The sequence below is a fragment of the Streptomyces sp. NPDC048383 genome (genome assembly GCF_040651775.1).
Taxonomy (GTDB): domain Bacteria; phylum Actinomycetota; class Actinomycetes; order Streptomycetales; family Streptomycetaceae; genus Streptomyces.
Map to the genome: position 1 here is coordinate 1 of NZ_JBEZKS010000027.1, position 26,328 is coordinate 26,328.

General features: G+C 72.0%; 23 protein-coding genes and 1 pseudogene. 17 read left to right on the top strand and 7 right to left on the bottom strand.

Going from position 1 to position 26,328, the window contains the following annotated elements; genetic code table 11:
• Positions 1 to 198: 198 nt before the first annotated feature.
• On the bottom strand, positions 199 to 2,016 hold the full coding sequence (locus AB0D46_RS19585; RefSeq protein ID WP_362878965.1) for a serine hydrolase: 1,818 nt from the start codon (positions 2,014 to 2,016) through the stop codon (positions 199 to 201).
• Between the two features lie 312 nt (positions 2,017 to 2,328).
• Between AB0D46_RS19585 and AB0D46_RS19590 the strand changes: the two genes are divergently transcribed.
• A complete protein-coding gene (locus AB0D46_RS19590; protein WP_362878967.1) occupies positions 2,329 to 3,435 on the top strand; it encodes a nitronate monooxygenase family protein in 1,107 nt (368 codons plus the stop codon).
• Positions 3,436 to 3,559: 124 nt separating this feature from the next.
• Positions 3,560 to 5,125 carry an acyl-CoA synthetase gene (locus AB0D46_RS19595; RefSeq protein ID WP_362878969.1) on the top strand — a complete coding sequence of 522 codons (1,566 nt, stop codon included), beginning with the start codon at positions 3,560 to 3,562 and terminating at the stop codon, positions 5,123 to 5,125.
• 45 nt (positions 5,126 to 5,170) lie between these two features.
• Here AB0D46_RS19595 and AB0D46_RS19600 read toward each other — a convergent pair whose 3' ends face one another.
• Positions 5,171 to 5,719: a DinB family protein gene (locus AB0D46_RS19600; protein WP_362878971.1), complete on the bottom strand. Its 549-nt coding sequence runs from the start codon at positions 5,717 to 5,719 to the stop codon at positions 5,171 to 5,173.
• A gap of 154 nt (positions 5,720 to 5,873) precedes the next feature.
• Between AB0D46_RS19600 and AB0D46_RS19605 the strand changes: the two genes are divergently transcribed.
• Both AB0D46_RS19605 and AB0D46_RS19610 read left to right on the top strand, forming a co-directional pair.
• Complete coding sequence (locus AB0D46_RS19605) at positions 5,874 to 7,013, top strand: ionic transporter y4hA (protein WP_362878973.1); 1,140 nt, start codon at positions 5,874 to 5,876, stop codon at positions 7,011 to 7,013.
• Positions 7,014 to 7,469: 456 nt separating this feature from the next.
• Entirely contained in the window at positions 7,470 to 7,871 is a 402-nt protein-coding gene (locus tag AB0D46_RS19610) for an STAS domain-containing protein (protein WP_362878975.1), read from the top strand.
• 281 nt (positions 7,872 to 8,152) lie between these two features.
• On the opposite strand, the gene AB0D46_RS19615 is transcribed toward AB0D46_RS19610, so the two are convergent.
• Positions 8,153 to 8,593, bottom strand: coding sequence for a hypothetical protein (locus tag AB0D46_RS19615; protein ID WP_362878977.1), 441 nt, complete (start codon positions 8,591 to 8,593; stop codon positions 8,153 to 8,155).
• A gap of 303 nt (positions 8,594 to 8,896) precedes the next feature.
• Here AB0D46_RS19615 and ctaD point away from each other — a divergent pair, with 303 nt between their 5' ends.
• From ctaD to AB0D46_RS19640, 5 genes and pseudogenes are all read left to right on the top strand, one after another.
• Positions 8,897 to 10,636 carry a cytochrome c oxidase subunit I gene (ctaD, locus tag AB0D46_RS19620; protein WP_362878979.1) on the top strand — a complete coding sequence of 580 codons (1,740 nt, stop codon included), beginning with the start codon at positions 8,897 to 8,899 and terminating at the stop codon, positions 10,634 to 10,636.
• A gap of 19 nt (positions 10,637 to 10,655) precedes the next feature.
• The gene (locus tag AB0D46_RS19625; protein WP_362878981.1) at positions 10,656 to 10,994 is read left to right on the top strand and encodes a hypothetical protein; all 339 of its coding nucleotides are present in this window, start codon (positions 10,656 to 10,658) and stop codon (positions 10,992 to 10,994) included.
• Between the two features lie 342 nt (positions 10,995 to 11,336).
• Entirely contained in the window at positions 11,337 to 11,630 is a 294-nt protein-coding gene (locus tag AB0D46_RS19630) for a hypothetical protein (protein ID WP_362878983.1), read from the top strand.
• 858 nt (positions 11,631 to 12,488) lie between these two features.
• The gene (locus AB0D46_RS19635; RefSeq protein WP_362878985.1) at positions 12,489 to 12,962 is read left to right on the top strand and encodes a DUF1360 domain-containing protein; all 474 of its coding nucleotides are present in this window, start codon (positions 12,489 to 12,491) and stop codon (positions 12,960 to 12,962) included.
• Between the two features lie 126 nt (positions 12,963 to 13,088).
• Positions 13,089 to 13,262: pseudogene (locus AB0D46_RS19640) on the top strand (acyl-CoA synthetase); the annotation flags it as partial.
• A 21-nt stretch (positions 13,263 to 13,283) separates the two neighbouring features.
• Here the strand turns inward: AB0D46_RS19640 and AB0D46_RS19645 are convergent.
• The 3 genes from AB0D46_RS19645 to AB0D46_RS19655 form a co-directional block, all read right to left on the bottom strand.
• A complete protein-coding gene (locus AB0D46_RS19645) occupies positions 13,284 to 14,144 on the bottom strand; it encodes a YhjD/YihY/BrkB family envelope integrity protein (protein ID WP_362878987.1) in 861 nt (286 codons plus the stop codon).
• 82 nt (positions 14,145 to 14,226) lie between these two features.
• Positions 14,227 to 15,558, bottom strand: coding sequence for a phenylacetate--CoA ligase PaaK (paaK, locus tag AB0D46_RS19650; RefSeq protein WP_362878989.1), 1,332 nt, complete (start codon positions 15,556 to 15,558; stop codon positions 14,227 to 14,229).
• Between the two features lie 88 nt (positions 15,559 to 15,646).
• Positions 15,647 to 15,784, bottom strand: coding sequence for a hypothetical protein (locus AB0D46_RS19655; protein WP_362878991.1), 138 nt, complete (start codon positions 15,782 to 15,784; stop codon positions 15,647 to 15,649).
• Here AB0D46_RS19655 and AB0D46_RS19660 point away from each other — a divergent pair.
• Positions 15,774 to 15,989, top strand: coding sequence for a hypothetical protein (locus AB0D46_RS19660; RefSeq protein WP_362878993.1), 216 nt, complete (start codon positions 15,774 to 15,776; stop codon positions 15,987 to 15,989). The genes AB0D46_RS19655 and AB0D46_RS19660 overlap by 11 nt on opposite strands.
• A gap of 200 nt (positions 15,990 to 16,189) precedes the next feature.
• Here AB0D46_RS19660 and AB0D46_RS19665 read toward each other — a convergent pair whose 3' ends face one another.
• Positions 16,190 to 17,821, bottom strand: a complete 1,632-nt coding sequence (locus AB0D46_RS19665) for an acyl-CoA synthetase (RefSeq protein ID WP_362878995.1) — start codon at positions 17,819 to 17,821, stop codon at positions 16,190 to 16,192.
• 199 nt (positions 17,822 to 18,020) lie between these two features.
• Between AB0D46_RS19665 and AB0D46_RS19670 the strand changes: the two genes are divergently transcribed.
• From AB0D46_RS19670 to AB0D46_RS19700, 7 genes are all read left to right on the top strand, one after another.
• Positions 18,021 to 18,821, top strand: a complete 801-nt coding sequence (locus AB0D46_RS19670) for a crotonase/enoyl-CoA hydratase family protein (RefSeq protein WP_362878997.1) — start codon at positions 18,021 to 18,023, stop codon at positions 18,819 to 18,821.
• A 71-nt stretch (positions 18,822 to 18,892) separates the two neighbouring features.
• Positions 18,893 to 19,882 (top strand): OB-fold domain-containing protein, encoded by a 990-nt coding sequence (locus AB0D46_RS19675; RefSeq protein ID WP_362878999.1) that lies wholly within the window; start codon positions 18,893 to 18,895, stop codon positions 19,880 to 19,882.
• 101 nt (positions 19,883 to 19,983) lie between these two features.
• Entirely contained in the window at positions 19,984 to 21,021 is a 1,038-nt protein-coding gene (locus tag AB0D46_RS19680) for a thiolase domain-containing protein (RefSeq protein WP_362879100.1), read from the top strand.
• Positions 21,018 to 22,202, top strand: coding sequence for a thiolase domain-containing protein (locus AB0D46_RS19685; protein WP_362879001.1), 1,185 nt, complete (start codon positions 21,018 to 21,020; stop codon positions 22,200 to 22,202). Before AB0D46_RS19680 ends, AB0D46_RS19685 begins: the two co-directional genes overlap by 4 nt.
• A 184-nt stretch (positions 22,203 to 22,386) precedes the next feature.
• Positions 22,387 to 22,626: a DUF397 domain-containing protein gene (locus AB0D46_RS19690; protein WP_362879003.1), complete on the top strand. Its 240-nt coding sequence runs from the start codon at positions 22,387 to 22,389 to the stop codon at positions 22,624 to 22,626.
• A 346-nt stretch (positions 22,627 to 22,972) separates the two neighbouring features.
• Positions 22,973 to 23,383, top strand: a complete 411-nt coding sequence (locus AB0D46_RS19695) for an ACT domain-containing protein (RefSeq protein ID WP_362879005.1) — start codon at positions 22,973 to 22,975, stop codon at positions 23,381 to 23,383.
• A gap of 99 nt (positions 23,384 to 23,482) precedes the next feature.
• Positions 23,483 to 26,311 (top strand): AAA family ATPase, encoded by a 2,829-nt coding sequence (locus AB0D46_RS19700; protein WP_362879007.1) that lies wholly within the window; start codon positions 23,483 to 23,485, stop codon positions 26,309 to 26,311.
• Positions 26,312 to 26,328: the final 17 nt, after the last annotated feature.

Genomic DNA, 26,328 nt, shown 5'->3' on the forward strand with positions numbered 1-26,328 from the left:
CGCCCCACGCCCGCCAACCCCCGCTTCTGTCCGCCGGCGCCGGCGGGGGGGGGGGGGGGGGGCGGGGCGGCCGGGGGGGGGGGGGCGGCCCCCCCCCCCCCCCCCCCACGACGGTTCTCCGGCAGCCGAGTCCGACCGGCCCGGCCACCGGTCACGTCGCGCTCCGAGCCGGCGAGCACGCGATCCGGAAGGGACGGCCTAGTCCGCCGATCGGGTCCAGCCGGCGGCTTCGAGGCGGGCCGCGTCGGCGGGGCGGTCCTCGGCGAACAGCAGACGGGCCGGCTCGGCCACGCGCAGGACGTCCACGTACACCCCCCGCCCGACGTAGCGTCCGGTCGCCACGTGGCGGAACCGGAGCCGGACCTCCTGGCCCGGGCGGCCGGGCAGGGGCGCTTCCAATCGGTGCCACATGCGGCCCGACCAGCCGCCGGCGGAGCCCGACGGCCACTGCTCGGGGGCGCCGCCCGTGGTCCGTACGGTGGTGAAGGGCAGCGGCTCCCAGGTCGTCCCGTCGGCGGACACCTCCAAGTGGAACGCGCCCGCGCCCGGAACGGTGTCCCACCACACGGCGCAGCGCAGCCGGGCGTTGCCGGTGGTCGGGGTCAGCGGCGGCAGCGTGAGGGTGCCGGCGCCGCCGGTCTCCATGCCCGAGTACCAGGCGGGACCGCCGTGCTTCGTACGGACCGGCACGGCCCGGGCGAAGCGGTTGCCGACGGCGACCCGGGGCGCGCTGCCGGCCCGCCAGGTCCGCACGGGGTGCACGGAGTTGCCGAGCAGGATCAGGAAGGAGTCGGTGGTCGGGTCGAGCACGAGGGAGGTGCCGGTGAAGCCGGTGTGCCCGGCGGAGTGCGGGGTGGCCATCGCGCCCATGTACCAGTGCTGGTACAGCTCGAAGCCCAAGCCGTGGTCGTCGCCGGGGAAGGCGGTGTTGTAGTCGGTGAAGAGCAGTTCCACGGAGGCGGGGCGCAGGATCCGCTTGCCCGCGTAGACCCCGCCGTCGAGCAGGGCGCGGGCGAGGACGGCCAGGTCCCAGGCGGTGCCGAACACGCCGGCGTGGCCGGCGACGCCGCCGAGGGCGTGGGCGTTCTCGTCGTGCACCTCGCCCCACACCAGGCCCCGGTCCAGTCCCGACCAGGGCGGGCGCTGCACCTCGGTCGCGGCGGTGACCCGGCGCCAGGACAGCGGGGGGTTGTAGCGCGTGCGGTGCATCCCGAGCGGAGCGGTGATCTCGTCGTGGAGCAGGACGTCCAAAGTGCGAGCGGTGATGCGTTCCAGGAGCAGTTGGAGCGCGATGAGGTTGAGGTCCGAGTACCGGTACACCGTCCCCGGCGTCTCCTGGGGACGCACCGACCACAGCAGCCTCAACTGCCCCGCATGGGTGGGCTCCTGGTAGAACGGCGCCCACGAGCGCAGCCCCGAGGTGTGCGTCAGGAGCTGCCGGACGGTGACGGCCTCCTTGCCGCCGCCGGTGAACTCCGGCAGGTAGCGGTCCACGGTCGCCTCCAGGTCCAGGCGGCCGCGCTCCATCTGCTGCACGGCCAGGATGGAGGTGAACAGCTTGCTCAGGGAGGCCAGGTCGAAGACGGTGTCCTCGGCCATCGCGATCCGTTCGGCGGCCGGGAACTCGCGGGGCCGGTCGGTCCGCCCGTCGTAGTCCGCGTACCGGACAGCGTCGCCCATCGCCCGGTGCAGCGCGATCGTCCGACCCCGCCCGGCGAGGACCACCGCCCCGGCGTAGTAGGGGTGTTCGGGGGAGGGACCGAGGAAACGCCGGGCCTCGTCGGCGACGCCCTCCAGGTGCTTCTCCAGCAACCCGGCCTGCCGGGCGGACCCGTACCGCAGCCGCAGCCCTTGCAGGGCCCGCCGCTCGGACGGGTTCCCCGCGGCCCCGGCCCCCGCGCCGGGCAGTGCGGCGTGCAGGACGAGGACCCCGCCGAGCGCCAGCAGTCGCGCCCCGAGCCGCCGCCGACTCAAGCCGCCGGCGCCACCACCGTCAGGGCCCGCGGCCGGCCCCACCGCGTACGCCGCCCGCCTCCCAAGAGGTCGCGCCCCGACTCCACTTGACGGGCCCGCGGGCGTCGGTACCTGCCCCGCGCCGTCGTCGCGATCCGTGCCCCGTGGAACCGTGCCCCGTGGAACCGTGCCACGAGCCACCCCGTCACCCGTCGCCGTACCGCCCATGTCCGGCCCTCCTGTTCCTGCCCGCGCACGCTACTGGGTATCTGCCCGCCCACCCCGCACCCTCCGCACCGACCGGCCCGCAAAGAATCTGACACTGCATCAGAAAACCTCTTCCCTCGCTCGCCGCCCTGCGGCATCCTCACGCCCATGGAGACGGAGCTGAGCAAGAAACTGGGAATCGAGCACGCCATCTTCGGCTTCACGCCCTTCCCCGCGGTCGCCGCGGCCATCACCCGCGCGGGCGGCCTCGGCGTGCTCGGCGCGGTCCGTTACACCGCCCCCGACGAGCTGAAGCGGGACCTCGACTGGATGCAGGCGCACACCGACGGCAAGCCCTACGGCCTCGACGTGGTCATGCCCGCCAAGAAGGCCGTCGACGGCATCTCCGAGGCCGACATCGAGGCGATGATCCCGGCGGCACACCGGGAGTTCGTCCGCGACACCCTCGCCAAGCACCACGTACCCGAACTGGCCGAGGGCGAGGCCTCCGGCTGGCGGATCACCGGCTGGATGGAGCAGGTCGCCCGCAACCAGCTCGACGTCGCCTTCGACTACCCCATCAAACTCCTGGCGAACGCCCTCGGTTCCCCGCCCGCCGACGTCATCGCGCGCGCCCACGACCACGACGTCCTCGTCGCGGCCCTCGCCGGCAGCGCCAAGCACGCCCGCCGGCACGCCGAGGCGGGCATCGACATCGTCGTCGCCCAGGGCTACGAGGCCGGTGGCCACACCGGCGACATCGCCACCATGGTCCTGGTGCCCGAGATCGTCGAGGCCGTCGCCCCGCTCCCGGTCCTCGCCGCCGGTGGCATCGGCAGCGGCGAACAGATCGCCGCCGGACTCGCCCTCGGCGCCCAGGGCGCCTGGCTGGGCTCCCTCTGGCTCACCACCACCGAGGCCGACCTGTACTCCCGCGCCCTCACCGAGAAGCTCCTCGCCGCCGGCTCCGGCGACACCGTCCGCTCCCGCGCCCTCACCGGCAAGCCGGCCCGCCAACTGCGCACCGAGTGGACCGACGCCTGGGACGACCCGGACGGCCCCGGGGCGCTCCCCATGCCGCTCCAGGGCCTGTTGGTCGCCGAAGCCGTCTCCCGGATCCAGAAGCACGAGGTCCGGCCCCTGCTCGGCACCCCGGTGGGCCAGATCGTCGGCCGGATGAACAGCGAACGCGGCGTGCAGGTCGTCTTCGACGAACTCACCGCCGGCTTCGAACGCGCCATCACCCGCATGAACCGGATCGCCGGCCGCCCCTGACCGTCCGGCGCCGACGGCCGGGCACCCCCTTCCCTCGGCGCCCGGACAGGACACGACGGAACGGGACAGGGCAGGGCAGGGCAGGGCAGCACCCACCGGAGCGAGCAGAGGAGCGAGCAGCAGCATGACCGACCAGCAGCAGGGCCAGCCCCCGAACGGCTTCTGGGCCCAGGCGGCCGCCGATCCCGACCGCGTCGTCCTCGTCGCCCCCGACGGCGAGGAGTGGAGCGCCGGCCGGCTGCACGCCGACGTCAACCGCCTCGTCCACGGCCTGCGCGCCGCCGGGCTGGAACGGGGCGACGTCTTCGCCGTCGTCCTGCCCAACGGCGTCGAGTTCCTCACCGCGTACCTCGCCGCCTCCCAGGCCGGCTTCTACCTCGTCCCGGTCAACCACCACCTCGTCGGCCCCGAGATCGCCTGGATCGTGTCCGACTCGGGCGCGAAGGTCCTCGTCGCCCACGAGCGGTTCGCCGACGCGGCCTGCGCGGCCGCCGACGAGGCCGGACTGCCCGCCGAGCGCCGTTACGGCGTCGGCTCCGTCCCCGGCTTCCGCCCGTACGCCGAACTCCTCGACGGACAACCCGCCTCGGCGCCCGACGCCCGCACCCTCGGGTGGGTGATGAACTACACCTCCGGCACCACCGGCCGCCCCCGCGGCATCCGCCGGCCGCTGCCCGGCAAGCTCCCGGAGGAGACGTACCTCGGCGGGTTCCTCGGCATCTTCGGGATCCGCCCCTTCGGCGACGACGTCCACCTCGTCTGCTCGCCGCTCTACCACACCGCCGTGCTCCAGTTCGCGGGCGCGTCCCTGCACATCGGGCACCCGCTCGTGCTGATGGACAAGTGGACGCCGCGGGAGATGCTGCGCCTGATCGACGCGCACGCCTGCACGCACACCCACATGGTCCCCACCCAGTTCCACCGCCTGCTGGCCCTCCCGCAGGAGACCAAGGACGCCTACGACGTCTCCTCGATGCGGCACGCCATCCACGGCGCCGCGCCCTGTCCCGACCACGTGAAGCGGGCGATGATCGACTGGTGGGGCCACTGCGTGGAGGAGTACTACGCGGCGAGCGAGGGCGGCGGCGCCTTCGCGACGGCCGAGGAATGGCTCAAGCGGCCGGGAACCGTCGGCAAGGCCTGGCCGATCAGCGAACTCGCCGTCTTCGACGATGACGGCAACCGGCTGCCGCCCGGCGAACTGGGCACCGTCTACATCAAGATGAACACCGGTGGCTTCAGCTACCACAAGGACGAGGGCAAGACGAAGAAGAACCGCATCGGGGACTTCTTCACCGTCGGCGACCTCGGCGTGCTCGACGCGGAGGGCTACCTGTTCCTCCGCGACCGCAAGATCGACATGATCATCTCGGGCGGCGTGAACATCTACCCCGCCGAGATCGAGTCCGCCCTCCTCACCCACCCGGCCGTCGCCGACGCCGCCGCCTTCGGCATCCCGCACGACGCCTGGGGCGAGGAGGTCAAGGCCGTCATCGAGCCCGCCGAGGGGTTCGAGGCGGGCGACGCGCTGGCCGCCGAGATCCTGCACCACTGCGAACGGCAGCTGGCCGGCTACAAGCGCCCCAAGTCGGTCGACTTCATCGAGACGATGCCCCGCGACCCCAACGGCAAGCTCTACAAGCGCCGACTGCGCGACCCCTACTGGGAGGGCCGCGACCGGGCGCTGTGACGGGCCGGACGGGTGCGCCGGCGCTCCGGTCGCGTCCGGGAGGGCTCAGACGCCGACGGCCCCGTCGATCCGCTCCCGCAGCAGATCGGCGTGGCCGTTGTGCCGGGCGTACTCCTCCACCAGGTGGATCAGCACCCAGCGCAGCGACACCGTCCCCCGCCACCCGTCGTACCCCTCGACGTCCAGGTCGGGGGCCTCCTCGGTGAACCGGTCGGCGAAGGCCACCTCCTCGCGCCAGGCCGCCCACGCCTCCGCCGCCGCCCCGGGTTCCTCCCGCGCGCCCTCGAAGTCCCCGTCCGGATCCGCCGGCGAGGAGAAGCGGGGCGGCGCGTCCCGACCGGCCAGCACCTGGCGGAACCAGCGGCGCTCCACATCGGCGAGGTGACGCACCAGCCCCAGCAGCGACAACGTCGACGGCTCCACGGAACGCCGGGACAGCTCCGCCACCCCGGCGCACTTCAACTCCAGCGTCGCCCGCTGCGCGGCCAGGACACCGGCCAGCACCAGTCGTTCCGCCCCGGTCGCGGGGGCGGTGAACCTGGGATCGTCCTCGGCGCCGGTGAACAGTCCCGCTCTCCTGCGTACGCTCTCCATCCCCGGATCATGGACCGGACCGGTGCCCGCGCGAAAGCCCCGGGCGCCCCTCGTCGCCCGCCACGACCAAACATTTCGTGAGAAGGGCCACGTGGGGGCCCGTGATCCGCGCCGAACACCGCACCGGGGGAACAGTTCTGGCAACTTGGCACATATGAGTACGGCAACCCACAGATCCCCCCTGACCGACTGGACCGTCGTGGTCCCCGTGGTGGCGCTGGTCGCGCTCGTCTTCAGCTGGGGACGTGACCTGCCCGGACTCGCGGTGCTCCTCGTCTCCCTCTGCCTGGCGGGCGCGGTCCTTGCCGCCGTCCACCACGCCGAGGTCGTTGCCCACCGCGTCGGCGAACCCTTCGGCTCCCTCGTCCTCGCCGTGGCCGTCACCGTCATCGAAGTGGCGCTCATCGTCACCCTGATGGCCGACGGCGGCCCCAAGACCTCCTCCCTCGCCCGGGACACCGTCTTCGCCGCCGTCATGATCACCTGCAACGGCATCGTCGGGCTGTCCCTGCTCGTCGGCGCCCTGCGCAACCGGGTCGCCGTGTTCCACGCCGAGGGCTCCGGGGCCGCCCTGGCGACCGTCGCGACCCTCGCCACGCTCAGCCTCGTCCTGCCGACCTTCACCACCAGCAAGCCCGGCCCCGAGTTCTCCACCGCCCAGCTGACCTTCGCGGCCGTCGCCTCGCTCGCCCTGTACGGACTGTTCATCGCCGTCCAGACGGTCCGTCACCGGGACTACTTCCTGCCCGTCGACACCCACCGCATCCGCAAGGAGGCCGCCCGCGCCGCCGCCGCGGCCGCCGCGGGCGAGGAGGACGAGCACGCCGAACCGCCCAGCTCCAAGGCCGCCCTGATCAGCCTCGGCCTGCTGCTCGTCGCGCTCATCGCCGTCGTCGGCGACGCCAAGGCCGTCTCCCCGACCATCGAGAAGGGCGTCGCCGACGCGGGACTGCCCAACGCCGTCGTCGGTGTGATCATCGCCCTGCTCGTACTGCTGCCCGAGACCCTGGCGGCCGTCCGCGCCGCCCGCCGTGACCGGGTCCAGACCAGCCTCAACCTCGCCTACGGCTCGGCCATCGCCAGCATCGGCCTGACCATTCCGGCCATCGCCCTCGCCTCGATCTGGCTCTCCGGACCGCTGATGCTCGGCCTCGGCCCCATCCACATGGTGCTGCTCGCCCTCACCGTGGTCGTCAGCGCCCTCACGATCGTGCCGGGCCGCGCCACGCTGCTCCAGGGCGGCGTGCACCTCGTCCTGCTGGCCGCCTACCTGTTCCTGGCCGTCAGCCCGTAGCCGACCGCCTCGTACGCGCCCCGGTGGGGCCGGGAGTCCCGGCCCCACCGGACGGACCGCTCCGGCGGTCAGCGCCACTCGCCGGCCACACCACCCTGCGCTTCGGCGAGCTCAGGATGTCCCGCTCGCAGAACCGCTCGCAGAACCGCTCGCAGAACCACGAGGTCACCCGGCGCTCCTGGGAGAACAGGCGGTTGTGGTCGGCGAGGACGCCGAGTTCGCGTTCGCCGACCGGCCGTACGTCAGCAGGGTCCGCGCCTCCAAGCAGCGGATCCCGTCCCGGCCGACGGCCTGCAGGTGGCCGGAACCCGCGCTCGGAACGCTCGTCCCAAGATGAAGGCGAGCGGGACGCACGGTCCACGGCCACGGTTCAGCGCGCCTGACGCCGGCGCGGGGGCGCGGCGGGCCAGGATGGGGGCCCCGCTGGCCTTGACGCCTCCGGGGGAAGGAGATCGCATGATCACCACGGACGTTCGGCACGGTGGCAGCTCGGTCCTGATCGGCGCCGAGGGAAAACTCGACGAGTACGCGGGGGCGGTGCTGCAGAAGGCGCTGGACGACGTCTCCGTCGACGCACGGGACCTCGTGCTCGATCTTCACGGCGTGGTGGCCATGGATGCCTGCGGCCTGCTCCACCTTCTGGACCTGCACCGGCGTGCGGAATGCCTCGGCCTGCGCGTCCTGGCCATCGGCTGGCAGGCCCAGCCCCAGCAGCTCATGGCCCAAGTCGCCGGCATTCCCGGCCCCGGCTCCTCCACCGGCGAGCGTTACGGCGTAGCCGGGTTCCGTCGTCTCATCGAGCAACGCGCACAACGCGCTCAGGACGCGAACTGCCTCACCGGCCCGTGTTCCACATAGCGGGCGCACGGCCACGACCTGAGCCTCGGTTGCCTGGCTGTGACCCCGCCCTTGCGGCCTGCCCGCCGAACCCGGGCATGTCATTGTCGGTCCCGCCCCGGCGCACCTACCGGACCGGATCCCCGTAGACACAACCGTGGACGGACCCGTATCGGCGCTGATCTCGCGACGAGGTCAGGCCGGGTAGACCGGGACCTGGGTGATATCGATGGCGGGTGTTCTTGGCCGATCGCGCCGGCCGCACTGGGCAGTGCCGGTCGTGACAGCACCCGTGTGAACGCTCAGGGGCGGCGGGCCGCCTCGGCGGCCTCCGCGCGGCGGTCGGCGCGCAGAATCAGCAACGAGATCAGCGAGGCGGTCGCGAGCACGGAGCCGACGGCGATGTCGAGGACCGTGCTGCCGCTGTCGACTGCGGCGTCCTGCAGTCCCAGGACGAAGGGCGACACGATCATCCACACGCCGGCCAGACCAACGATCGCATCGGAGCGCCAGCTGCTGCCGCGGTAGAGCCGCAGCCCCACGACGAACATCAGGAAGGTCCCGACCACCGCTTCGTTGACCTGCGCGTCCTTCGCTCCGTCGTGCGTCGCCATCGGAAATATCCACAGGGCCGCGGAGGCGGCGAACATGACGATCCCGAGAACTTGGTCGTGAATGCCCCGGCGGAATGCGTGTGCCTGAGGCGGTGGGACTGCGGTGTGGTGTGAGTGGTAGACGGCCATGACATCCTCCTGACCGTCGCCTACCCCGTCGCTCGCTGAGCACCCCGTTTGGAATGCCCGGACCGACCGGTGAGTGCGAGGCACCCCGTGGCGTGGCCGCATGCCGTGCGGTGCCGCGACGAGGAACGGACAGCTCGGGCAGAACCCTGGACCGACTTGGGGGCCAATCGGGTTGCCGTACGACTGCGAATATGGCCTGCCGTCACGTTCCGTAGTAGATGTGTGAACCGTGCGTAAGACTCGCTATGGCGGGTAGCCGCACGTCCATCTGTGATCACCGTGTCCGACGCAAAGGAATCGCCCATGGCGACCTCGACCGAGCCCGTCACGCCGATCCCGGTACGGGGCCGCTCAGGGGGATCCGTGGTGATCTCCTGGCTGACGACCACGGATCACAAGAAGATCGGGCACCTGTACCTGATCGCGTCGTTCGGGTTCTTCGTCATCGGCGGAGTGATGGCACTGCTGCTGAGGGCCGAGTTGGCCCGGCCGGGCCTCCAGATCATCTCCAACGAGCAGTACAACCAGGTCTTCACCCTGCACGGCACGATCATGCTGTTGTTCTTCGCGACGCCGACCTTCGCCGGCTTCGCCAACGCGATCATGCCCCTGCAGATCGGCGCGCCGGACGTGGCGTTCCCGCGGTTGAACATGCTCTCCTTCTGGCTGTTCCTCTTCGGCGGGCTGATCGTGGTGGCCAGCCTGTTCACCACGCAGGGAGCGGCCGACTTCGGCTGGACCGCCTACACTCCGCTCAGCGGCGGCGAGCGCACCCCCTACGTGGGCGGTGACATGTGGATCATGGGCCTGGCGCTCTCCGGGTTCGGCACGATCCTCGGTTCGGTCAACTTCGTCACGACGATCATCTGCATGCGGATGCCGGGCATGACGATGTTCCGGATGCCGATCTTCACCTGGAACATTCTGCTGACCTCGGTCCTGGTGCTTTTCGCGTTTCCCGTCCTGGCCGCCGCTCTGCTGGTGCTGGAGGCGGATCGACGTTTCAACGCGCAGGTCTTCGACCCGGAGAACGGCGGAGCCCTTCTCTGGCAGCACTTGTTCTGGTTCTTCGGGCATCCCGAGGTTTACATCATCGCGCTACCGTTCTTCGGGATCGTCACCGAGATTTTTCCCGTGTTCTCACGCAAACCGGTCTTCGGATATCTCGGCCTGGTCGGTGCCACCATCGCGATCGCCGGCCTCTCGCTGACGGTGTGGGCGCACCACATGTTCGCCACCGGAGCTGTCCTTCTGCCGTTCTTCTCCTTTATGACGTTCCTGATCGCGGTACCGACGGGGGTCAAGTTCTTCAACTGGATCGGCACCATGTGGAAGGGCTCGATTTCGTTTGAGACTCCCATGCTGTGGGCGATCGGGTTTCTTGTCACCTTCCTTTTCGGTGGCCTGACCGGCATCATTCTGGCCTCGCCCCCGATGGACTTCCACGTCACGGACTCGTACTTCGTGGTGGCGCACTTCCATTACGTGGTTTTCGGGACGGTTGTTTTCGCGATGTTCGCCGGATTCTATTTCTGGTGGCCGAAGATGACTGGGACGATGCTCGACGAACGCCTCGGGAAAATTCACTTCTGGACATTGTTCATCGGCTTTCACATGACCTTCCTCGTCCAGCACTGGCTCGGCGCCGAGGGCATGCCGCGCCGCTACGCCGACTACCTCGCGGCCGACGGATTCACCGCGCTGAACACCTTCTCCTCCATCGGCGCGTTCCTCCTCGGCGCCTCCACCCTCCCGTTCTTCTACAACGTGTGGAAGACCGCGAAGTTCGCACCCCGCGTCGAGGTCGACGACCCCTGGGGCTACGGCCGCTCCCTGGAATGGGCCACCTCCTGCCCCCCACCTCGGCACAACTTCGTCACCCTGCCCCGGGTGCGCTCCGAATCGCCCGCTTTCGACCTCCACCACCCGGACATCGCGGCCCTCGACTACGTCGGCGACCACAAACGCGACGTCGTCGACCAGGACGGGGCTTCCGGTCCCCGCGGATCCCTTCCCGGGTCAGGCCCGACCCCGCCCAAGTAGCAGACCGGGGCCACGGCTGATGAGTGAACGTTCCGAGGAAACAGCGGCCGGGCTCGCCCGGATCGAGGGGTACCTGATGAGCCAGGCGGCCCTTCAGGAGGCTCATACGGAAAGTCAGGCATTCGTCCGCGCCCTGACCTGGCTTGGACCCGGAGAACAGGCCGAGATCAGCGAACGATTCGCCCAGCACCACTTGCGCCTGCGCCGGGAGATACTGGCCGCGACCGTGGCGCGGGCGGCGGAACTCCGAGGCGAGTACGCATACCGGTACGGCCGGCTGTGCCGGCGCGCGACCGGCCTGGCGGTAGGAGTTCTGGCTCTGTGGACGGCCGTCCTGATCCTCCTCTGCCGCTTCTGAACCGCCCCGGGGGGAGGCCGTGCGCGGCAATGCTCCAGCAGGTACCGAGTCGTCGGCATCACCGGGCGGACGGCGGGGGTTGATCCAGCTGATTCTTCAGCGATGCTGTATTTGCAGGCCTTGTCGGCCAGGCCGCAGGCCCCGCTTTGCCGCTGTCGGCGGCGCGGCGCCGATCCGGACCAGCGTGTCCGCTTATCCGTCTCATGGTCACTTCCGGTCCGCATTTCACACCGCGCCGCAGGGCTCTCTGCGTTGTGAGGACAGTCGGGGCCCGCGTATGGGAGCTGCACCTGAACATGGAGCTGGAGAACCTGCGGATCGCATGCGACCTGATATGTCGCCATGACGGGCGCGAGCTGCGGGAGAACCTCGCCCCCCGAGCTGCCGAACGTCCTCGCGTTCGAACCCAAGAAGGCCTACCTGCGGGAACTGCTCGCCACCCAGATCGACCTGACCACCCTGGGCGCCGGCTACGTCCGGGAGACGCACGAGCACTTCGAGGAGATGCAGGCAACGATCCACGGCGGGGAAGCAGCGCCCAGCGACCGGGTCATGCAGCAGCACCAGGAGATGTTCGGGCGGGACTACCGCGTGGAAACCGAGAGCCCCCACCCCGACCCCGCGCAACGCGCGTGAACCGGACCTGCCGCACAGCGGGCCGAGACCGGCCGTCATCCAACGTGACGCGGAAGCGCACCCCTATCCCCAGGAGGATGTCGTGAAAGACGGCAGGACGACGAGAAGCAGGTCTGGGACGCCGCGGCCGGCGAGGACGTGCTGGCTCGCCTCGTGCGTCGTGCACCCCCCGCCCGCGGAGCGTTCGAGGGTGGCGACGACGTCGGGCAGGAACGCCTCGCCGAGGAGAACGCCGTCAAGGAGATGCCGGCGAGCCTGGAAGGGATGGACCCCGGAGATCCGAGGTTCGTGCCAGTGCTGCTTTCCCTGCGTGACGCCGTCCTGTTGCACGCCCGCGCCGAGGAACGGTACGAATTCGCCCTGCTACGCCGCAACAGCCCCGGCCCACCTCATGACCATGGCCAAGGCGGTTCGAGCGCCGGAGAAGGTGGCTTCGACTCGTCCTCATCCGGGCGTGGAGAGCGTTGCAGCCAACGTGCCGCTCGGCCCGATGGCCGCCGTGGTGGACCGGACACGCGACGCCATCCGCAAGGGGATGGACAAGGACACCGACCCGGACGCTTCAGGACACCCCCCCCCGTCAGCCGGCTGCGCAGTGGATCAGTGCGCAGCCGACCCTGCCTCCCGCTTACCGGGATATGGCCGACGGGCGAAACCTCCTCGATCCCCGCTCGCTCCCCTCGAAGCTTCCCGTGGGCTCGGGCTCCTCGAGGAGTGCCTCCCGCGCTGGAACTCAAGAGTGCGGGCGGGGGGCGTTCCCTGGCGGGAGCCGGGTAGGCGCTGCCTTGACAGCCCACTGGCTGCGATCACGGCGACGGCGCCGCGACGGTCGCCGAGCGGGCGGAACGAGGTATGTACATGGGCATGGTCCAGGGGTTGCGATCTCATGGCGGACATCTGTGTGCGATGGCCGGGTTCGCCGGGTATGCGGCCGGCTGGACGGTGCTGCAGCGCCGGAGCGGCCGGCCCCGGCCCCCCTCACCCGGACCCTGGGACCTCGCTCTCCTTGCCACTGCCACGTTCCGGCTGAGTCGGCTGATCGGCAAGGCCACGGTGACTCGGCCCGTTCGTGCCCCGTTCACGCAGGTGGACGGCGCCGGTGCTCCGGCGGAGCTGAATGAGACCCCGCGCGAGGATCCCGGTCGCAGGACGGTGGGCGAGCTGATCAGTTGCCCGTTCTGCCTGAGCGTGTGGATCGTCACCACCTTTACCGGGGCCCGCGCCATCTGGCCCGAAGCCACCCGCACGGTGACCGGCGCCCTGACCGCTCTCACTCTCTCGGACGCCCTGCAGTTCGGGCATTCGGCTCTCTCGGAGCGCGCGGGTCACTGACTCGGCAGCGCTACGCTCGCGTCGTTTGGCGGGGTGACGCAAGGGCAGGCGCAGTTGGCGTGACTTTCTCGAATGCGGAAGCGAGCGGATTCCTTCGGGCCACCAACGGCCTCCCGGCCGCTACGTATGGTGCCGCGCGGGGAGGTGGCCGAGGCCGAGCTGATGGCCCACGCCCGCGAGCGGCTGGCCCACTTCAAGGCCCCGAAGCGGGTGGTGTTCGCCGAGACCCTGCCGCGCGACGCCAGCGGCAAGATCCTCAAGTGTGAACTCCGCGACCGCCTCACGCCGCCGACCGACTGAACTCCCCTCGCGTCGGGACGGTCAGTGAGCGGGTTCTCCGGGATCCGGCGGCGGCGCGTTATCGGTGGTCAGGACCCCGCTGTGGCACAGCCGGCGCCGGGTGAGGTGTTCGTGGACGAGGCGGCCCACGAGGGCTCCGCCGTAGACGACGAAGCCGACGCCGACCAGCCAGGACTGGACGACGAGCAGCGTCCCGAACGGCCCGTACGTGACGGCGTTGGAGGCGATCAGCGGGGAGAACACCAGCTGCGAGAAGACCCGCAGGCCGAGCAGGCCGAGGCTGGTGGCCACCGCGCCCGGCAACAGCGCCCGCCAGCGGACCCGACCGCCCAGCAGGAGCCGCCCCGAGGTCCAGAAGAACAGGCAGGTGCCGACCACGTCGCCGACGGTTCCGAGCGCCGCGCCGACGGCGTCGTCGGAGGGGGCCGGGATGCCGACGAGCAGCGCGAGGTAGCAGACGAGCAGGGCGAGCCAGACGACGTGCCGCCACATGGTGTGCCAGCGGGCGGTCGGCACGTCCCAGACCTTCTCGTACCCGGTCTGCACGGCGGAGCCGAACGTCAGGCCGAACACCGCGAGGGCGGCCAGACCGAAGGCGGTGGTCCGCTCCAGGGCCAGGTCGGCGGCCCCGAACAGCGCCTCCACGCGGGCGCGGGAGGACGCGGTCACCCCGAGGGCCTGCCCCAGCCAGCGGCCGAAGCCCGAGCCGCTGCCGGGCGCCGCAGCCGACACGACCACCAGCAGCGGCACCAGGGTCAGGAACCCGAGCGCCGCGAAGCCCATGGCGCGGTGCATCAGCTCGATCTCCCGGCCGCGGCTCCAGGCCAGCCCGGCGGGGGAGCCCTGGAGCCGGTCGTAGAGCCGCCGCAGGATCGAGGTCACGCCTCATGCACTACCCGGGTCGGCCCGCCCGCTCCCGGCAGCGGCACCGAAATGGGCCCGAAGGGGTGGTTTCGGATGCGCGTCAGCGCGGCGCGGCGGCCTCCCCTCCCTGATCACCGACCTCGCGGAGGTCCTTCAACCGCTTGATCTTGCCGACCGAGCGCTCCAGGGTCTCCGGATCCACCACCTCCACGGCGACGGACACCCCGACGGACTCCTTCACGGCCCGGACCACCTCCGCTGCCGCCGCCTCACGCTGCCCGGCACCGGCTTCGCGGCGTGCCTCCACCCGGACGGTCAGGGCGTCCATCCGGCCCTCACGGGTCAGCCGCAGCTGGAAGTGCGGGGCGAGGGCGGGGGAGCGCAGCAGGATCTCCTCGATCTGGGTCGGGTAGAGGTTCACCCCGCGAAGGATGATCATGTCGTCGCTGCGGCCCGTCACCTTCTCCATGCGCCGGAAGGCCGGTCGGGCCGTCCCGGGCAGTAGCCGCGTCAGGTCCCGGGTGCGGTAGCGGATGATCGGCATGGCCTCCTTGGTGAGGGAGGTGAACACCAGCTCGCCGGTTTCGCCGTCGGGCAGCACCGCCCCGGTCAGGGGGTCCACGACCTCCGGGTAGAAGTGGTCCTCCCAGATGTGCAGGCCGTCCTTGTGGGAGGCGAACTCCTGCGCCACCCCCGGCCCCATCACCTCCGAGAGGCCGTAGATGTCCACCGCGTCGATGCCGAGCCGTTCCTCGATCTCCCGGCGCATCTCCTCCGTCCACGGTTCGGCGCCGAAGACGCCCGTCCGCAGGGAGGTCGAGCGCGGGTCGATGCCCTGGCGCTCCATCTCGTCCAGCAGCGTGAGCATGTAGGAGGGGGTCACCATGATCACCTCCGGGTGGAAGTCCTGGATGAGCCTGACCTGGCGGTCCGTCATGCCGCCGGAGGCGGGGACGACCGTGCAGCCGAGGCGCTCCGCGCCGTAGTGGGCGCCGAGGCCGCCGGTGAAGAGGCCGTACCCGTAGGCGACGTGGACCAGGTGGCCGGGTCGGGCGCCCGCCGCGCGCAGCGAGCGGGCGACGACATCGGCCCAGGTGGACAGGTCCCCGTCGGTGTAGCCGACCACGGTGGGGCGGCCGGTGGTGCCGCTGGAGGCGTGGATGCGGCGGACCTCGGAGCGGGGTACGGCGAACATCCCGAACGGGTACTGCCCGCGCAGGTCGGCCTTCGTGGTCATCGGGAAGAGGGCCAGGTCGGCGAGGGAGCGGCAGTCGTCGGGATGCAGCCCCGCCGTCTCGAAGGCCTTCCGGTAGAAGGGCACCCGCTCGTACGCGCGGTGCAGGGTCGCGCGCAACCGCTTCAGCTGGAGCGCCGCCAGCTCGTCGGCGCCCAGCCGCTCGCCTTCGTCGTGGAGATCCGCGTACGCCGTCATGTCGTCACCTCACCGAGAACCAACCGAACGTTCATTCGGTAGAGTGCCGGACCCGGCGGGGTAAATCAATGACTCGAACGAGTGATCGTTACGACTTGCTCCAGACCTGCTCCAGACCGGCACCCGACCGGCCCCTGGGCGGCGCCCGTTCGGGCGTCGGCGTACGGTCGAAGGAGGTGCCCCCGCCGGAGGAGGCGCGAAGGGAGGCGACGGGCATGTCCGTCATCGACCCCGCGGTATCGGTGCGGCTCAGCGCGTCCGAAGCGCGCCGGCTCGCCGGATTGCTGGCCGAGGTGGCGCACCTGCTGGAGGACTCCGGTCCGCAGCGGTTCGCCGACGCCCAGGTCGAGACGCTGGGCCGGGGCGCGGGCCGCCCCGAACTCGCCGGCTGGGCCCGCGGCGTCGCGGCCGAACTCCGCGCGCAGGTCTGAACTCCGCCCGCGGTTTCCGATCGCCGACGTCCGATGCGCGCGCCGCGGCCACGGACGCCGGTCGGGTGGGCGCCGGGGCCGGTCACCCGCCGCCCGCCCACGCGCCACTTCGCGCACACCGGGGGGCCCGCAGGGCGGGATCGCCCCCGGGCCCGTGTCGTGCGTGGAGCCGCCGTCGGTTCGGCGCGCCGGCGGGCCGCTCAGCCCGCCGCGTCCGCCTCCGTCGCCACCGTCTTCGCCCAGCGGTAGTCCGCCTTGCCGCTCGGCGAACGCTGGATCGCGTCGGCGATGACCAACTGGCGCGGGATCTTGTACCCCGCCAGCCGGGTCCGGCAGTGGCTCTGGATCGCGTCCAGTGTCGGCTCCGCCGCCCCGGCCCGTACCTGCACCACCGCGGCGACGTGACTGCCCCAGGTCGGGTCCGGGACGCCCGCGACGAGCGCGTCGTACACGTCCGGATGCGACTTCAGCGCCTGCTCGACCTCCTCCGGGTACACCTTCTCGCCGCCCGTGTTGATGCACTGCGAACCACGGCCCAGGACCGTGACGATGCCCGCCTCGTCGACCGTCGCCATGTCGCCGAGCAGCACCCACCGCTCGTCCCCCTTGCGGAAGAAGGTCTCGGCGGTCTTCGCCGGGTCGTTGTAGTAGCCGAGCGGGACGTGTCCGCGCTGCGCGAGCCGGCCCGGAACCCCCACCGCCACCCGCTCGTACGTCACCGGATCCACCACCCGCGTACGGTCGTTGACCTCCAGCCGGAAGCCCCGCTCGGGTCCGGAGTCGTTCGTCGCCTTGCCGTTGGAACCGGACTCCGACGACCCGAAGTTGTTCAGCAGCATCGCGTTCGGCACCAGGCGCTGGAACTCGGCGCGCACCGTCTCCGACATGATCGCCCCGGACGAGGAGACGCTGAACAGCGAGGACAGGTCAGTCCCCGCCAAGGGCCCGTCGAGGGCGTCGATGAGCGGCCGCAACATCGCGTCGCCCACCAGCGACACGCTCGACACCTTCTCCTTCTCGATGGTGCGCAGCACCTCCTCCGGGACGTACTTGCGGTGGATGACCACCCGCTGCCCGTAGTTGAAGGCGATGAACGAGGTCAACGTCGAGGTGCCGTGCATCAACGGAGGGGCGGGGAAGAAGGTGAGGCCGGCGCCCCGCGAGGCGACCCGCTCGGCCAATTCCTCCGGCCGCTTCACCGGTTCCCCGGTCGGCTCGCCACCGAACAGCCCGGCGAAGAACAGGTCCTCGGCCCGCCACATGACGCCCTTGGGCATCCCGGTCGTACCGCCGGTGTAGATGATGAACAGGTCGTCGGCGCTGCGCGCCGGGAATCCGCGGTCAGGGGAGCCGGCCGCCTCCGCGTCCCGGTACGCGACGGGCTCGATCGTCGGCCGCGGGGCCCCCGCGGGCGCCTCCCCGACCCGGACCAGGTGGCGCAGCTTCGGCGTCTGCGGCAGGGCGGCGGCGACCCGCTCCGTGAACTCGCCCTCGAAGACGAGGGCGGCGAGGTCCGCGTCGTTGTAGAGGTAGACCAGTTCCTCCTCCACGTACCGGTAGTTGACGTTCACCGGCACCAGGCGGGCCTTGAGGCAGGCCAGGACGGTCTGCAGGTACTCGACGCCGTTGTACATGTGCAGGCCCAGGTGCTCGCCGGCCTCCAGCCCGCTGTCCAGCAGGTGGTGGGCGACGCGGTTGGCCGCCGCGTCCAGTTCGGCGTAGGTGAGCCGACGCTCCGCGCCGGTCCCCGGGTGGTCCACGTACACGAGGGCCTCGCGGTCCGGGACCACGTCCACGACCGACTCGAACAGGTCGGCAAGGTTGTACTCCACCGTTCCTCCTGACCCTGGTGACATCTGGTGCCGGGCCCGTTCCCGGGTCCGTGCCGGTCCGCTTCGGCGGTCATTACAGCGCCGCCGCACGGAAGTGGGAAGGGAGTCGCCCAAGAAAACTGACTGAGTGTCAGAAAACTATTGAACTGCACCCGCCCCTACTGCAACCTGTTCTAGGTCTTGAGACGGGAGGACGGCAATGGGTGGGACGGAACACCTCACCGTGGAACGCCACGGCGCCACACTGGTGCTCACCATGAACAGACCGGAAGCGAAGAACGCGCTCTCGCTGCCGCTGCTGGTGGGGCTGTACGACGGCTGGTTGGAGGCGGACGCGGACGACACGATCCGCTCGGTGGTGCTGACCGGGGCGGGCGGGGACTTCTGCGCCGGCATGGACCTCAAGGCCCTGGCCGGCAAGGGCATGGACGGCGACCAGTACCGCGACCGGCTCAAAGCCGATCCGGACCTGCACTGGAAGGCGATGCTCCGCCACCACCGGCCGCGCAAGCCGGTGATCGCGGCCGTCGAGGGGTACTGCGTCGCCGGCGGCACCGAGATCCTCCAGGGCACCGACATCAGGGTCGCCGGCGCCGGGGCCACCTTCGGACTCTTCGAGGTCAAGCGCGGCCTCTTCCCGATCGGCGGCTCGACGGTGCGGCTGCCCCGGCAGATCCCGCGCACCCACGCCCTGGAGATGCTGCTGACCGGCCGCCCCTACCCGGCGGAGGAAGCCGCCCGGATCGGGCTGATCGGACGGGTCGTGCCCGACGGGACCGCCCTGGAGGCGGCCCTGGAGATCGCCGAACGGATCAACGCGTGCGGGCCCCTCGCCGTCGAGGCCGTCAAGGCGTCCGTCTACGAGAGCGCCGAACTGACGGAGACGGAGGGCCTCGCGGCCGAACTCGTCCGGGGCTGGCCGGTCTTCGACACGGCCGACGCGAAGGAAGGGGCCCGGGCCTTCGCCGAGAAGCGCCCGCCGGTGTACCGCCGCGCCTGACCCGTCCGACCCGCGCTTCCCCCGCGCCCTTCCCTCCCCGCCCGACCCGTTCCGGAGAATCGGAGACCCCCGTGACAGCCGCCGCGTCCCCACCCGAGGTGCTGCGCGCGCCCCTCGTCGTAGAGTTCCCCTTCACCCGGTCCCTCGGCCCCGTCCAGAGCGCCTTCCTCACCGGGCTGCGCGAGGGCGTCGTCCTCGGGGTGCGGACCTCGGACGGCAGGGTGATGGTGCCGCCGACCGAGTACGACCCCGTCACCGCCGAGGAGATCCGCGAACTGGTCGAGGTCGGCGCCACCGGCACCGTCACCACCTGGGCCTGGAACGGCGAACCCCGCCCGCAGCAGCCCCTGGCCACCCCGTTCGCCTGGGTCCTCGTCCGGCTCGACGGCGCCGACACGGCGATCCTGCACGCCCTCGACGCCCCCGGTCCCGACGCCGTCACCACCGGCATGCGCGTCCGCGTCCGTTGGGCGGAGCGGCGGACCGGCGCCATCACCGACATCGCCTGCTTCGAACCCGCCGAGGGCCCGGCCGAGCTTCCGGACGGCGCCCCCACCGAAGGCCGCCGCGCCACCCCCCACGACGGGCTCTTCGACGACGCCGTCACCGGCATCGTCGCCGAGGCCCGCCTGGACTACACGTACAGCCCCGGCCGCGCCCAGACCGCCTACATAGCCGCCCTCGCCGAGCGCAGGACCGTCGGCGAGCGCTGCCCCTCCTGCCACAAGGTGTACGTCCCGCCGCGCGGCGCCTGCCCCACCTGCGGGGTCGCGACCACCGACCGGGTCGAGGTCGGCCCGGCCGGCACGGTCACCACGTACTGCATCGTCAACATCAAAGCCAAGAATCTCGACATCGAAGTCCCCTACGTCTACGCCCACATCGCCCTCGACGGCGCCGACCTCGCCCTCCACGGCCGGATCGGCGGCATCCCGTACGACCGGGTCCGCATGGGCCTGCGCGTCGAACCGGTGTGGGGGGAAGACGGCGGTCACCCCGACCACTACCGCCCGACCGGTGAGCCGGACGCGGACTACGACGCGTACAAGGAGCTCATCTGATGCCCGCCAAGCCGAGCACACCGAGCACACCGAGCACACCGAGCACGCCGAGCACGCCCAGCACGCAGGGGCCCCGGCGGGCGCAGCGGTACGCCCGCGAGGTGGCCGTCGTCGCCTTCGCGCAGAGCGACCACCGCCGCCGCACCGACGAGCTCAGCGAAGTCGAGATGGTCATGCCGGTCCTCCACCAGGTGCTCGCCGCCACCGGCCTCAAGGCCGGCGAGATCGGCTTCACCTGCTCCGGCTCCAGTGACTACCTCGCCGGCCGGGCCTTCTCCTTCACCATGACCCTCGACGGGGTCGGCGCCTGGCCCCCGATCTCCGAGTCGCACGTCGAGATGGACGGCGCCTGGGCCCTCTACGAGGCCTGGGTCAAGATCCAGACCGGCGAGGCGGACACCGCGCTCGTGTACTCGTACGGGAAGTCCTCCCCGGGCCCGCTGCGCGACGTCCTCACCCGCCAGCTCGACCCCTACTACCTCGCACCGCTCTGGCCCGACTCCGTGGCCCTGGCCGCCCTCCAGGCCCGGGCGCTGATCGACGCGGGCGAGACCGACGAGGCCGCCCTGGCCGCCATCGCCGCCCGCAGCCGGACCGCCGCCGCGGCCAACCCGCACGCCCAGCTCACCGGCGAGGTCCCGCCGGGCGACTACCAGGTGGCGCCGCTGCGCACCGGCGACTGCCCGCCCATCGGCGACGGCGCCGCCGCCGTGATCCTGGCGGCGGGCGACGTGGCCCGGCGGCTCTGCGAACGCCCCGCCTGGATCACCGGCATCGACCACCGCATCGAGGCCCACGGACTCGGCCTGCGCGACCTCACCGACTCCCCGTCCACCCGGCTCGCCGCCGAACGCGCCGGGGTCTTCGAGGCTCCCGTCGACACGGCGGAACTCCACGCGCCGTTCTCCTCCCAGGAAGTCGTGCTCCGCAAGGCCCTCGGGCTCGGCGACTCCGTCGACGTCAACCCCTCGGGCGGCCCGCTCGCCGCCAACCCGGTCATGGCCGCCGGCCTGATCCGGATCGGCGAGGCCGCCGCCCGGATCCACCGCGGCGCGTCCGACCGGGCCGTCGCCCACGCCACCTCCGGACCCTGCCTCCAGCAGAACCTGGTCGCGGTCCTGGAAGGAGACCCCCGTTGAGTACGACGCGCACGACGGGCAAGGAGCCGGTGGCCGTCGTCGGCATCGGCCAGACCAAGCACGTGGCCGCCCGCCACGACGTCTCCATCGCCGGACTGGTCCGCGAGGCCGCGACCCGCGCCCTCGCGGACGCCGAACTGACCTGGTCCGACATCGACGCGGTCGTCATCGGCAAGGCCCCCGACTTCTTCGAGGGGGTGATGATGCCCGAGCTGTACCTCGCGGACGCCCTCGGCGCGGTCGGCAAACCGATGCTCCGCGTGCACACGGCGGGCTCCGTCGGCGGCTCGACCGCCCTCGTCGCCTCCAACCTGGTCGCCGCCCGCGTCCACCGGACCGTCCTCACCCTCGCCTTCGAGAAGCAGTCCGAGTCCAACGCCATGTGGGGCCTGTCCCTGCCCGTCCCCTTCCAGCAACCGCTGCTGGCCGGCGCGGGCGGGTTCTTCGCCCCCCACGTGCGCGCGTACATGCGGCGCACCGGCGCGCCCGACGCGGTCGGCTCGCTCGTCGCCTACAAGGACCGGCGCAACGCGCTGAAGAACCCGTACGCCCACCTGCACGAGCACGACATCACCCTGGAGAAGGTCCGGGCCTCGCCGATGCTGTGGGACCCGATCCGCTACTCGGAGACCTGCCCGTCCTCCGACGGAGCCTGCGCGATGATCCTCACCGACCGGGCGGGCGCGGCCCGTTCGCCGCACCCGCCGGCCTGGCTGCACGGCGGCGCCATGCGCAGCGAGCCGACCCTGTTCGCGGGCAAGGACTTCGTCTCCCCGCAGGCCGGCAAGGACTGCGCGGCCGACGTCTACCGGCAGGCCGGGATCACCGACCCGCGGCGGGAGATCGACGCGGTGGAGATGTACGTCCCGTTCTCCTGGTACGAGCCGATGTGGCTGGAGAACCTCGGCTTCGCGCAGGAGGGCGAGGGCTGGAAGCTCACCGAGGCCGGGGTCACCGAACTCGACGGGGACCTCCCCGTGAACCCGTCGGGCGGGGTCCTGTCCACCAATCCGATCGGCGCCTCCGGCATGATCCGCTTCGCGGAGGCGGCGCTCCAGGTCCGCGGCCGGGCCGGGGAGCACCAAGTGCCCGACGCCCGCCGGGCGATGGGCCACGCGTACGGCGGCGGCGCGCAGTTCTTCGCGATGTGGCTGGTGGGGTCCGAGCCCCCGAACTCCTGACCGCACCGGCGGAGCGGGCCTGTCGGCGGTCGGTGATGGCCGGCGGGTCGCCTCCCGGTGGCCGCCCGGTGGCCGCGCGACGGCGGACCGCGGCCCGGTCACCGGGTTCCGCGGGCGGCCTGTGCGGCACCCGCGGCGGTGGCTACCCTGGGCGGCCGGACGACGTACCGGGAGGAGCACGCACGTGGCCGAGAGCATGACTTCGCGACCCCTCGCAGGCTGGGGCAGGCCCGATCTCGATCTCAGCGGCGCGGACTGGCGGCCGGGCGGCCGAGGGGTGGGCGACGTACAGATCGCCTTCGTCGAGGGGTTCATCGCGATGCGCGACAGGGAGCGCCCCGAAGCCCGCTCGGTGATCTTCGCGCCGGACGAGTGGCGCAAGTTCGTCGTCCAGGCGGGCGTCGGCCGCTTCGGCCCGACCTGATCCGGAGCACGGCCGCGGCCCCGCGAGCGGAATCCGCCGCTCCCGGGGCCCGCCCGAGCCCGGCGCGGCGCGGTCTTCCGCTACGAGGACACCCGGGCCGGGGGCGGCGACGGGCGCAGCCGTTCCACCAGGAGCGGCCACCCCACGGCCGGCACCAGCGTCCACATCAGCCGGCCGCGTGCTCCTGGTTGTAGGCGAGCGCGAAGGCCCACGCCTTGTCCTCGCGCACCCCGTGCACCGAGGCCGCCGTCACCGCCATGCCGAACATCGGCGTGCCGTTCCCCCGGCTCGTTCGCCACCGGGGCGACCGATTCGGTCATATCGGGATGATAGGTAGGGTGGGTGGATGAGCGGAGAGAGCGACCTGCGCAGACTGTTGAGCGGCATGCGACCCGAACTGAACGAGGGGCGGTACGTCTTCTGCACCCTGCCCACCTCCACGCGCGCACCCGAGGGCCTCACTCCCGTCGCCACCGTCCTGGAGCCCGAGGGCCTCACCCTGGTCCTGCGCCAGGAGGACGCCGACGCGGCCGGACTCGCCTACGACTGGACGGCCGGCTGGATCACCCTGCGGATCCATTCCGCCCTGGACGCCGTCGGCCTGACCGGAGCCTTCGCCGCCGAACTGGCCGCCCACGGACTCAGCTGCAACGTGATCGCCGGCCACCACCACGACCACCTGTTCGTGGCCGCCGACCGGGCCGCCGAAGCGGTCTCCGTACTGGAGGAACTCGCCACCCGTTCGGCGCGATGGTGAAATCCGGAAAACATTCCGATCTTTCCCGAACTCAGGCCCTCCCCCGGCGCACGCGCGGGCGTACGCTGATCCTCCGAACAGGCCTGGGGGGTACCAGCCATGACGGACCGCCGGACCCGGACGCGGCGCCCCATCTTCGAACGCGAAGCGGAACTCGTCGCCGTCGACGAGGCCCTCGACCGGCTCACCGACTCCGGACCGGACGCGGGCGGCGCCCTGCTCGCCCTCTCCGGCCCGGCCGGCCTCGGCAAGACGACCCTGCTCGCCGAAGTGCGCCGCCGCGCGCTCGCCCGTGACTGCACCCTGCTCGCCGCCCGCGGCGGGGAACAGGAGCAGAGCCAGCCCTTCCACGTCGCCCGCCAGCTCATCCAGCCCCAGTTGGCCGGCCGCTCCGAAGCCGCCCTGCGCGACGCCCTCGGCAGCTGGTACGCCATCGTCGGCCCCGCCCTCGGCCTGTGCGCCCCCGAGGGCGCCCCGCCCGACCCCCAGGGCCTGCGCGACGGACTCGACTGGGTCCTGACCCACCTCACCGTCCAGCGCGCCCCCGTCGTCCTCGTCCTCGACGACGCCCACTGGGCCGACGCCGAATCCCTGAGCTGGCTCGCCGCCTTCGCCCCGCGCGCCGAGCACCTTTCGCTGCTCCTCGTCGTCGCCTACCGCCCCGACGAACTGCCCGCGCACGCCGAGTCCTTCCGGACCCTCCCCGGCCGGGCCGGACAGCGCCCCCTGACCCTGGCCCCGCTCAGCGCCGCCGCCGTCACCACCCTCGTCCGCGAGGCCGTCGGGGAGCACGCCGACGACGCCTTCTGCCAGGAGGCCTGGACCGTCACCACCGGCAACCCCTTCGAAGCCGTCGAACTCACGGCCAAGGTCCGCGACAAGGGCCTCGCCCCGGTCGAGGCCAGCGCCCCGCTGCTGCGCGACCTCGTCGCCGCACAGCGCGGCAGCGGCCTCGTCGCCCGCCTGCACAACCTCGGGCCCTCCACCGTGCGCTTCGCCTGGGCCTGCTCCGTCCTCGGCACCGCCATCCCGCAACGCATCGCCGCCCGCGTCGCGGGCCTCGGCGCCGAAGAGGCCGCCGACGCCACCCAACGACTGCGCGACGCCCGCATCCTGTCCGCGGCCCCCGAAGGCGAGCACGCCGGACTGGAGTTCGTCCACCCCCTCATCGCCACCGCCATCTACCGCGGCATACCCGACGCCCTGCGCGTCGCCCTCCACGGCAAGACCGCCTCCGCCGTCGTCGACGCCGGACTCGGCTCCTCCGCCGCCGCCCGCCACCTGCTGGAAACCCAGCCGGAGAACGACCCCTGGGTGGTGCGCACCCTGCGCGAGGCCGCCGCCGACAACCTCCGGGCCGGCGCCCCCGAGGCCGCCCGTCGCCAACTCGCCCGCGCCCTCCAGGAACCCCCGGACTTCGACGAACGCGCCGCCGTGCTCTACGAACTGGGCTGCGCCTCCCTGCTGACCGAACCCGCGAACACCGTCAACCACCTGCGGGCGGCCCTCGCCGAGCCCTTCGACGACCCCGCCCTGCGGCAGGGCATCGTCATCCGCCTCGCCCAGGTCCTCTCCCACAGCGACCTGCTGTCCGAGGCCTCCGAACTCCTCGCCCGGGAGATCCCGCACACCCAGGACGCCCGCGCCCGACTGCGCCTGCAGTCCGAACAGTTCATGTGGGACGCCTTCAACGCCGCCGAACCCGACTCCCCGGCCCGCTCCCGCCGGCTCACCAAACTCGCCGAGCACCTCACCGGCCGCGACCTCACCGAGCGCTACATCATCGGGCTGCGCGCCTGGGACGCCTGCCTGCGCGGCGAACCCGTCGAGGTGGTCCTGCACCACGCGGACCGCGTGCTGGAGGAGCACTTCAGCTGGGCCTACGAGGACCGCGGCTTCGAGGTCCCCGTCCTGACCGCCATGGTCCACATGTACGCCGACCGGCCCGGCCGCACCGAGGAACTCTTCGAAGCGGGCACCGCCGAGTTCGAACGCCAGGGCTGGTACGGCGCCCACCTCTCCTTCGCGCACAGCCTGCGCGGCTACGTCCGCTACCGCCGCGGCCGGCTCGAAGAGGCCGAGGAACTGGCCCGCACCGGCCTGCGGCTCGCCGAACGCGTGGGCCGTCGTACGCCCGTGCACTGGTACGCCATCGCCATCCTCGTCACCACCCTCATCGCCCGCGGCCGGACCGACGAAGCCTGGGAACTGGCCCACGACCACGACTACGGGGAACCCTTCCCGGCCGCCGTGGTCTTCCCCGACTCCCAGACCGTGTACGCCGAACTGCTGCTCGCCCGCGGCGACCGCAAGGCCGCCGCCGCCGAACTCGAAGCCGTGGACCGACGGCTCACCCCGCGCGGCATCCAGAACCCGTCCTGGTGCCCCTGGCAGCTGCACCTGGCCCGGGCGGTCGCACCCGAGGACCCGGCCGGGGCCCGGGCGCTGGCCGCCGAGGCCCTGCGCCGGGCCCGCGCCTTCGGGGCCCCCTCCGGCATCGGGCAGGCCCTGCGGGTCTCGGCCGAGGTCGCCGCCCCGCAGGACCGGTTGCCGCTGCTGCGGGAGGCGGTCACCCTGCTGGCGGCCTCCCCGGCCGGCTACGAACTGGCCCTCGCGTTGGCCGTGCTCGGCACCGAACTCCAGGACCGGGCCGTCCTCACCCGCGCGCTCCTCACCAGCCGCGAATGCGGCGCGGACGCCCTCACCGCCACCCTCGCGAGCCGGCTGCTCACCCTCGGTGGGGAGCTGCCCTGCGGTTCCTCCTGGGAGGACGAGCCGACCCCGGAGGAACTGAGCGCCGCCGAAGCCGTGATCGAGGGCGTCCCCTCCCAGGCCGGCCCCGAACTCTCCGCCGTCTGCCGCAAGCTGGGCACCGACCCGGCCGGCCTCGCGGACGCGCTCGCCTCCTTCGCCCGCGGCGCGGGGTGAGCCACCCCGGCGCTGAC

What these genes read in the sequence shown, in the direction of transcription:
- AB0D46_RS19600 (WP_362878971.1), bottom strand. Translation starts at nt 5,719, where the DNA reads ATGGAGAGCGTACGCAGGAGAGCGGGACTGTTCACCGGCGCCGAGGAC.
- AB0D46_RS19610 (WP_362878975.1), top strand. Translation starts at nt 7,470, where the DNA reads ATGATCACCACGGACGTTCGGCACGGTGGCAGCTCGGTCCTGATCGGC.
- AB0D46_RS19700 (WP_362879007.1), top strand. Translation starts at nt 23,483, where the DNA reads ATGACGGACCGCCGGACCCGGACGCGGCGCCCCATCTTCGAACGCGAA.
- AB0D46_RS19670 (WP_362878997.1), top strand. Translation starts at nt 18,021, where the DNA reads ATGGGTGGGACGGAACACCTCACCGTGGAACGCCACGGCGCCACACTG.
- AB0D46_RS19605 (WP_362878973.1), top strand. Translation starts at nt 5,874, where the DNA reads ATGAGTACGGCAACCCACAGATCCCCCCTGACCGACTGGACCGTCGTG.
- AB0D46_RS19695 (WP_362879005.1), top strand. Translation starts at nt 22,973, where the DNA reads ATGAGCGGAGAGAGCGACCTGCGCAGACTGTTGAGCGGCATGCGACCC.
- AB0D46_RS19660 (WP_362878993.1), top strand. Translation starts at nt 15,774, where the DNA reads ATGTCCGTCATCGACCCCGCGGTATCGGTGCGGCTCAGCGCGTCCGAA.
- AB0D46_RS19625 (WP_362878981.1), top strand. Translation starts at nt 10,656, where the DNA reads ATGAGTGAACGTTCCGAGGAAACAGCGGCCGGGCTCGCCCGGATCGAG.
- AB0D46_RS19655 (WP_362878991.1), bottom strand. Translation starts at nt 15,784, where the DNA reads ATGACGGACATGCCCGTCGCCTCCCTTCGCGCCTCCTCCGGCGGGGGC.
- AB0D46_RS19635 (WP_362878985.1), top strand. Translation starts at nt 12,489, where the DNA reads ATGGGCATGGTCCAGGGGTTGCGATCTCATGGCGGACATCTGTGTGCG.
- ctaD (WP_362878979.1), top strand. Translation starts at nt 8,897, where the DNA reads ATGGCGACCTCGACCGAGCCCGTCACGCCGATCCCGGTACGGGGCCGC.
- paaK (WP_362878989.1), bottom strand. Translation starts at nt 15,558, where the DNA reads ATGACGGCGTACGCGGATCTCCACGACGAAGGCGAGCGGCTGGGCGCC.
- AB0D46_RS19590 (WP_362878967.1), top strand. Translation starts at nt 2,329, where the DNA reads ATGGAGACGGAGCTGAGCAAGAAACTGGGAATCGAGCACGCCATCTTC.
- AB0D46_RS19615 (WP_362878977.1), bottom strand. Translation starts at nt 8,593, where the DNA reads ATGGCCGTCTACCACTCACACCACACCGCAGTCCCACCGCCTCAGGCA.
- AB0D46_RS19595 (WP_362878969.1), top strand. Translation starts at nt 3,560, where the DNA reads ATGACCGACCAGCAGCAGGGCCAGCCCCCGAACGGCTTCTGGGCCCAG.
- AB0D46_RS19630 (WP_362878983.1), top strand. Translation starts at nt 11,337, where the DNA reads ATGACGGGCGCGAGCTGCGGGAGAACCTCGCCCCCCGAGCTGCCGAAC.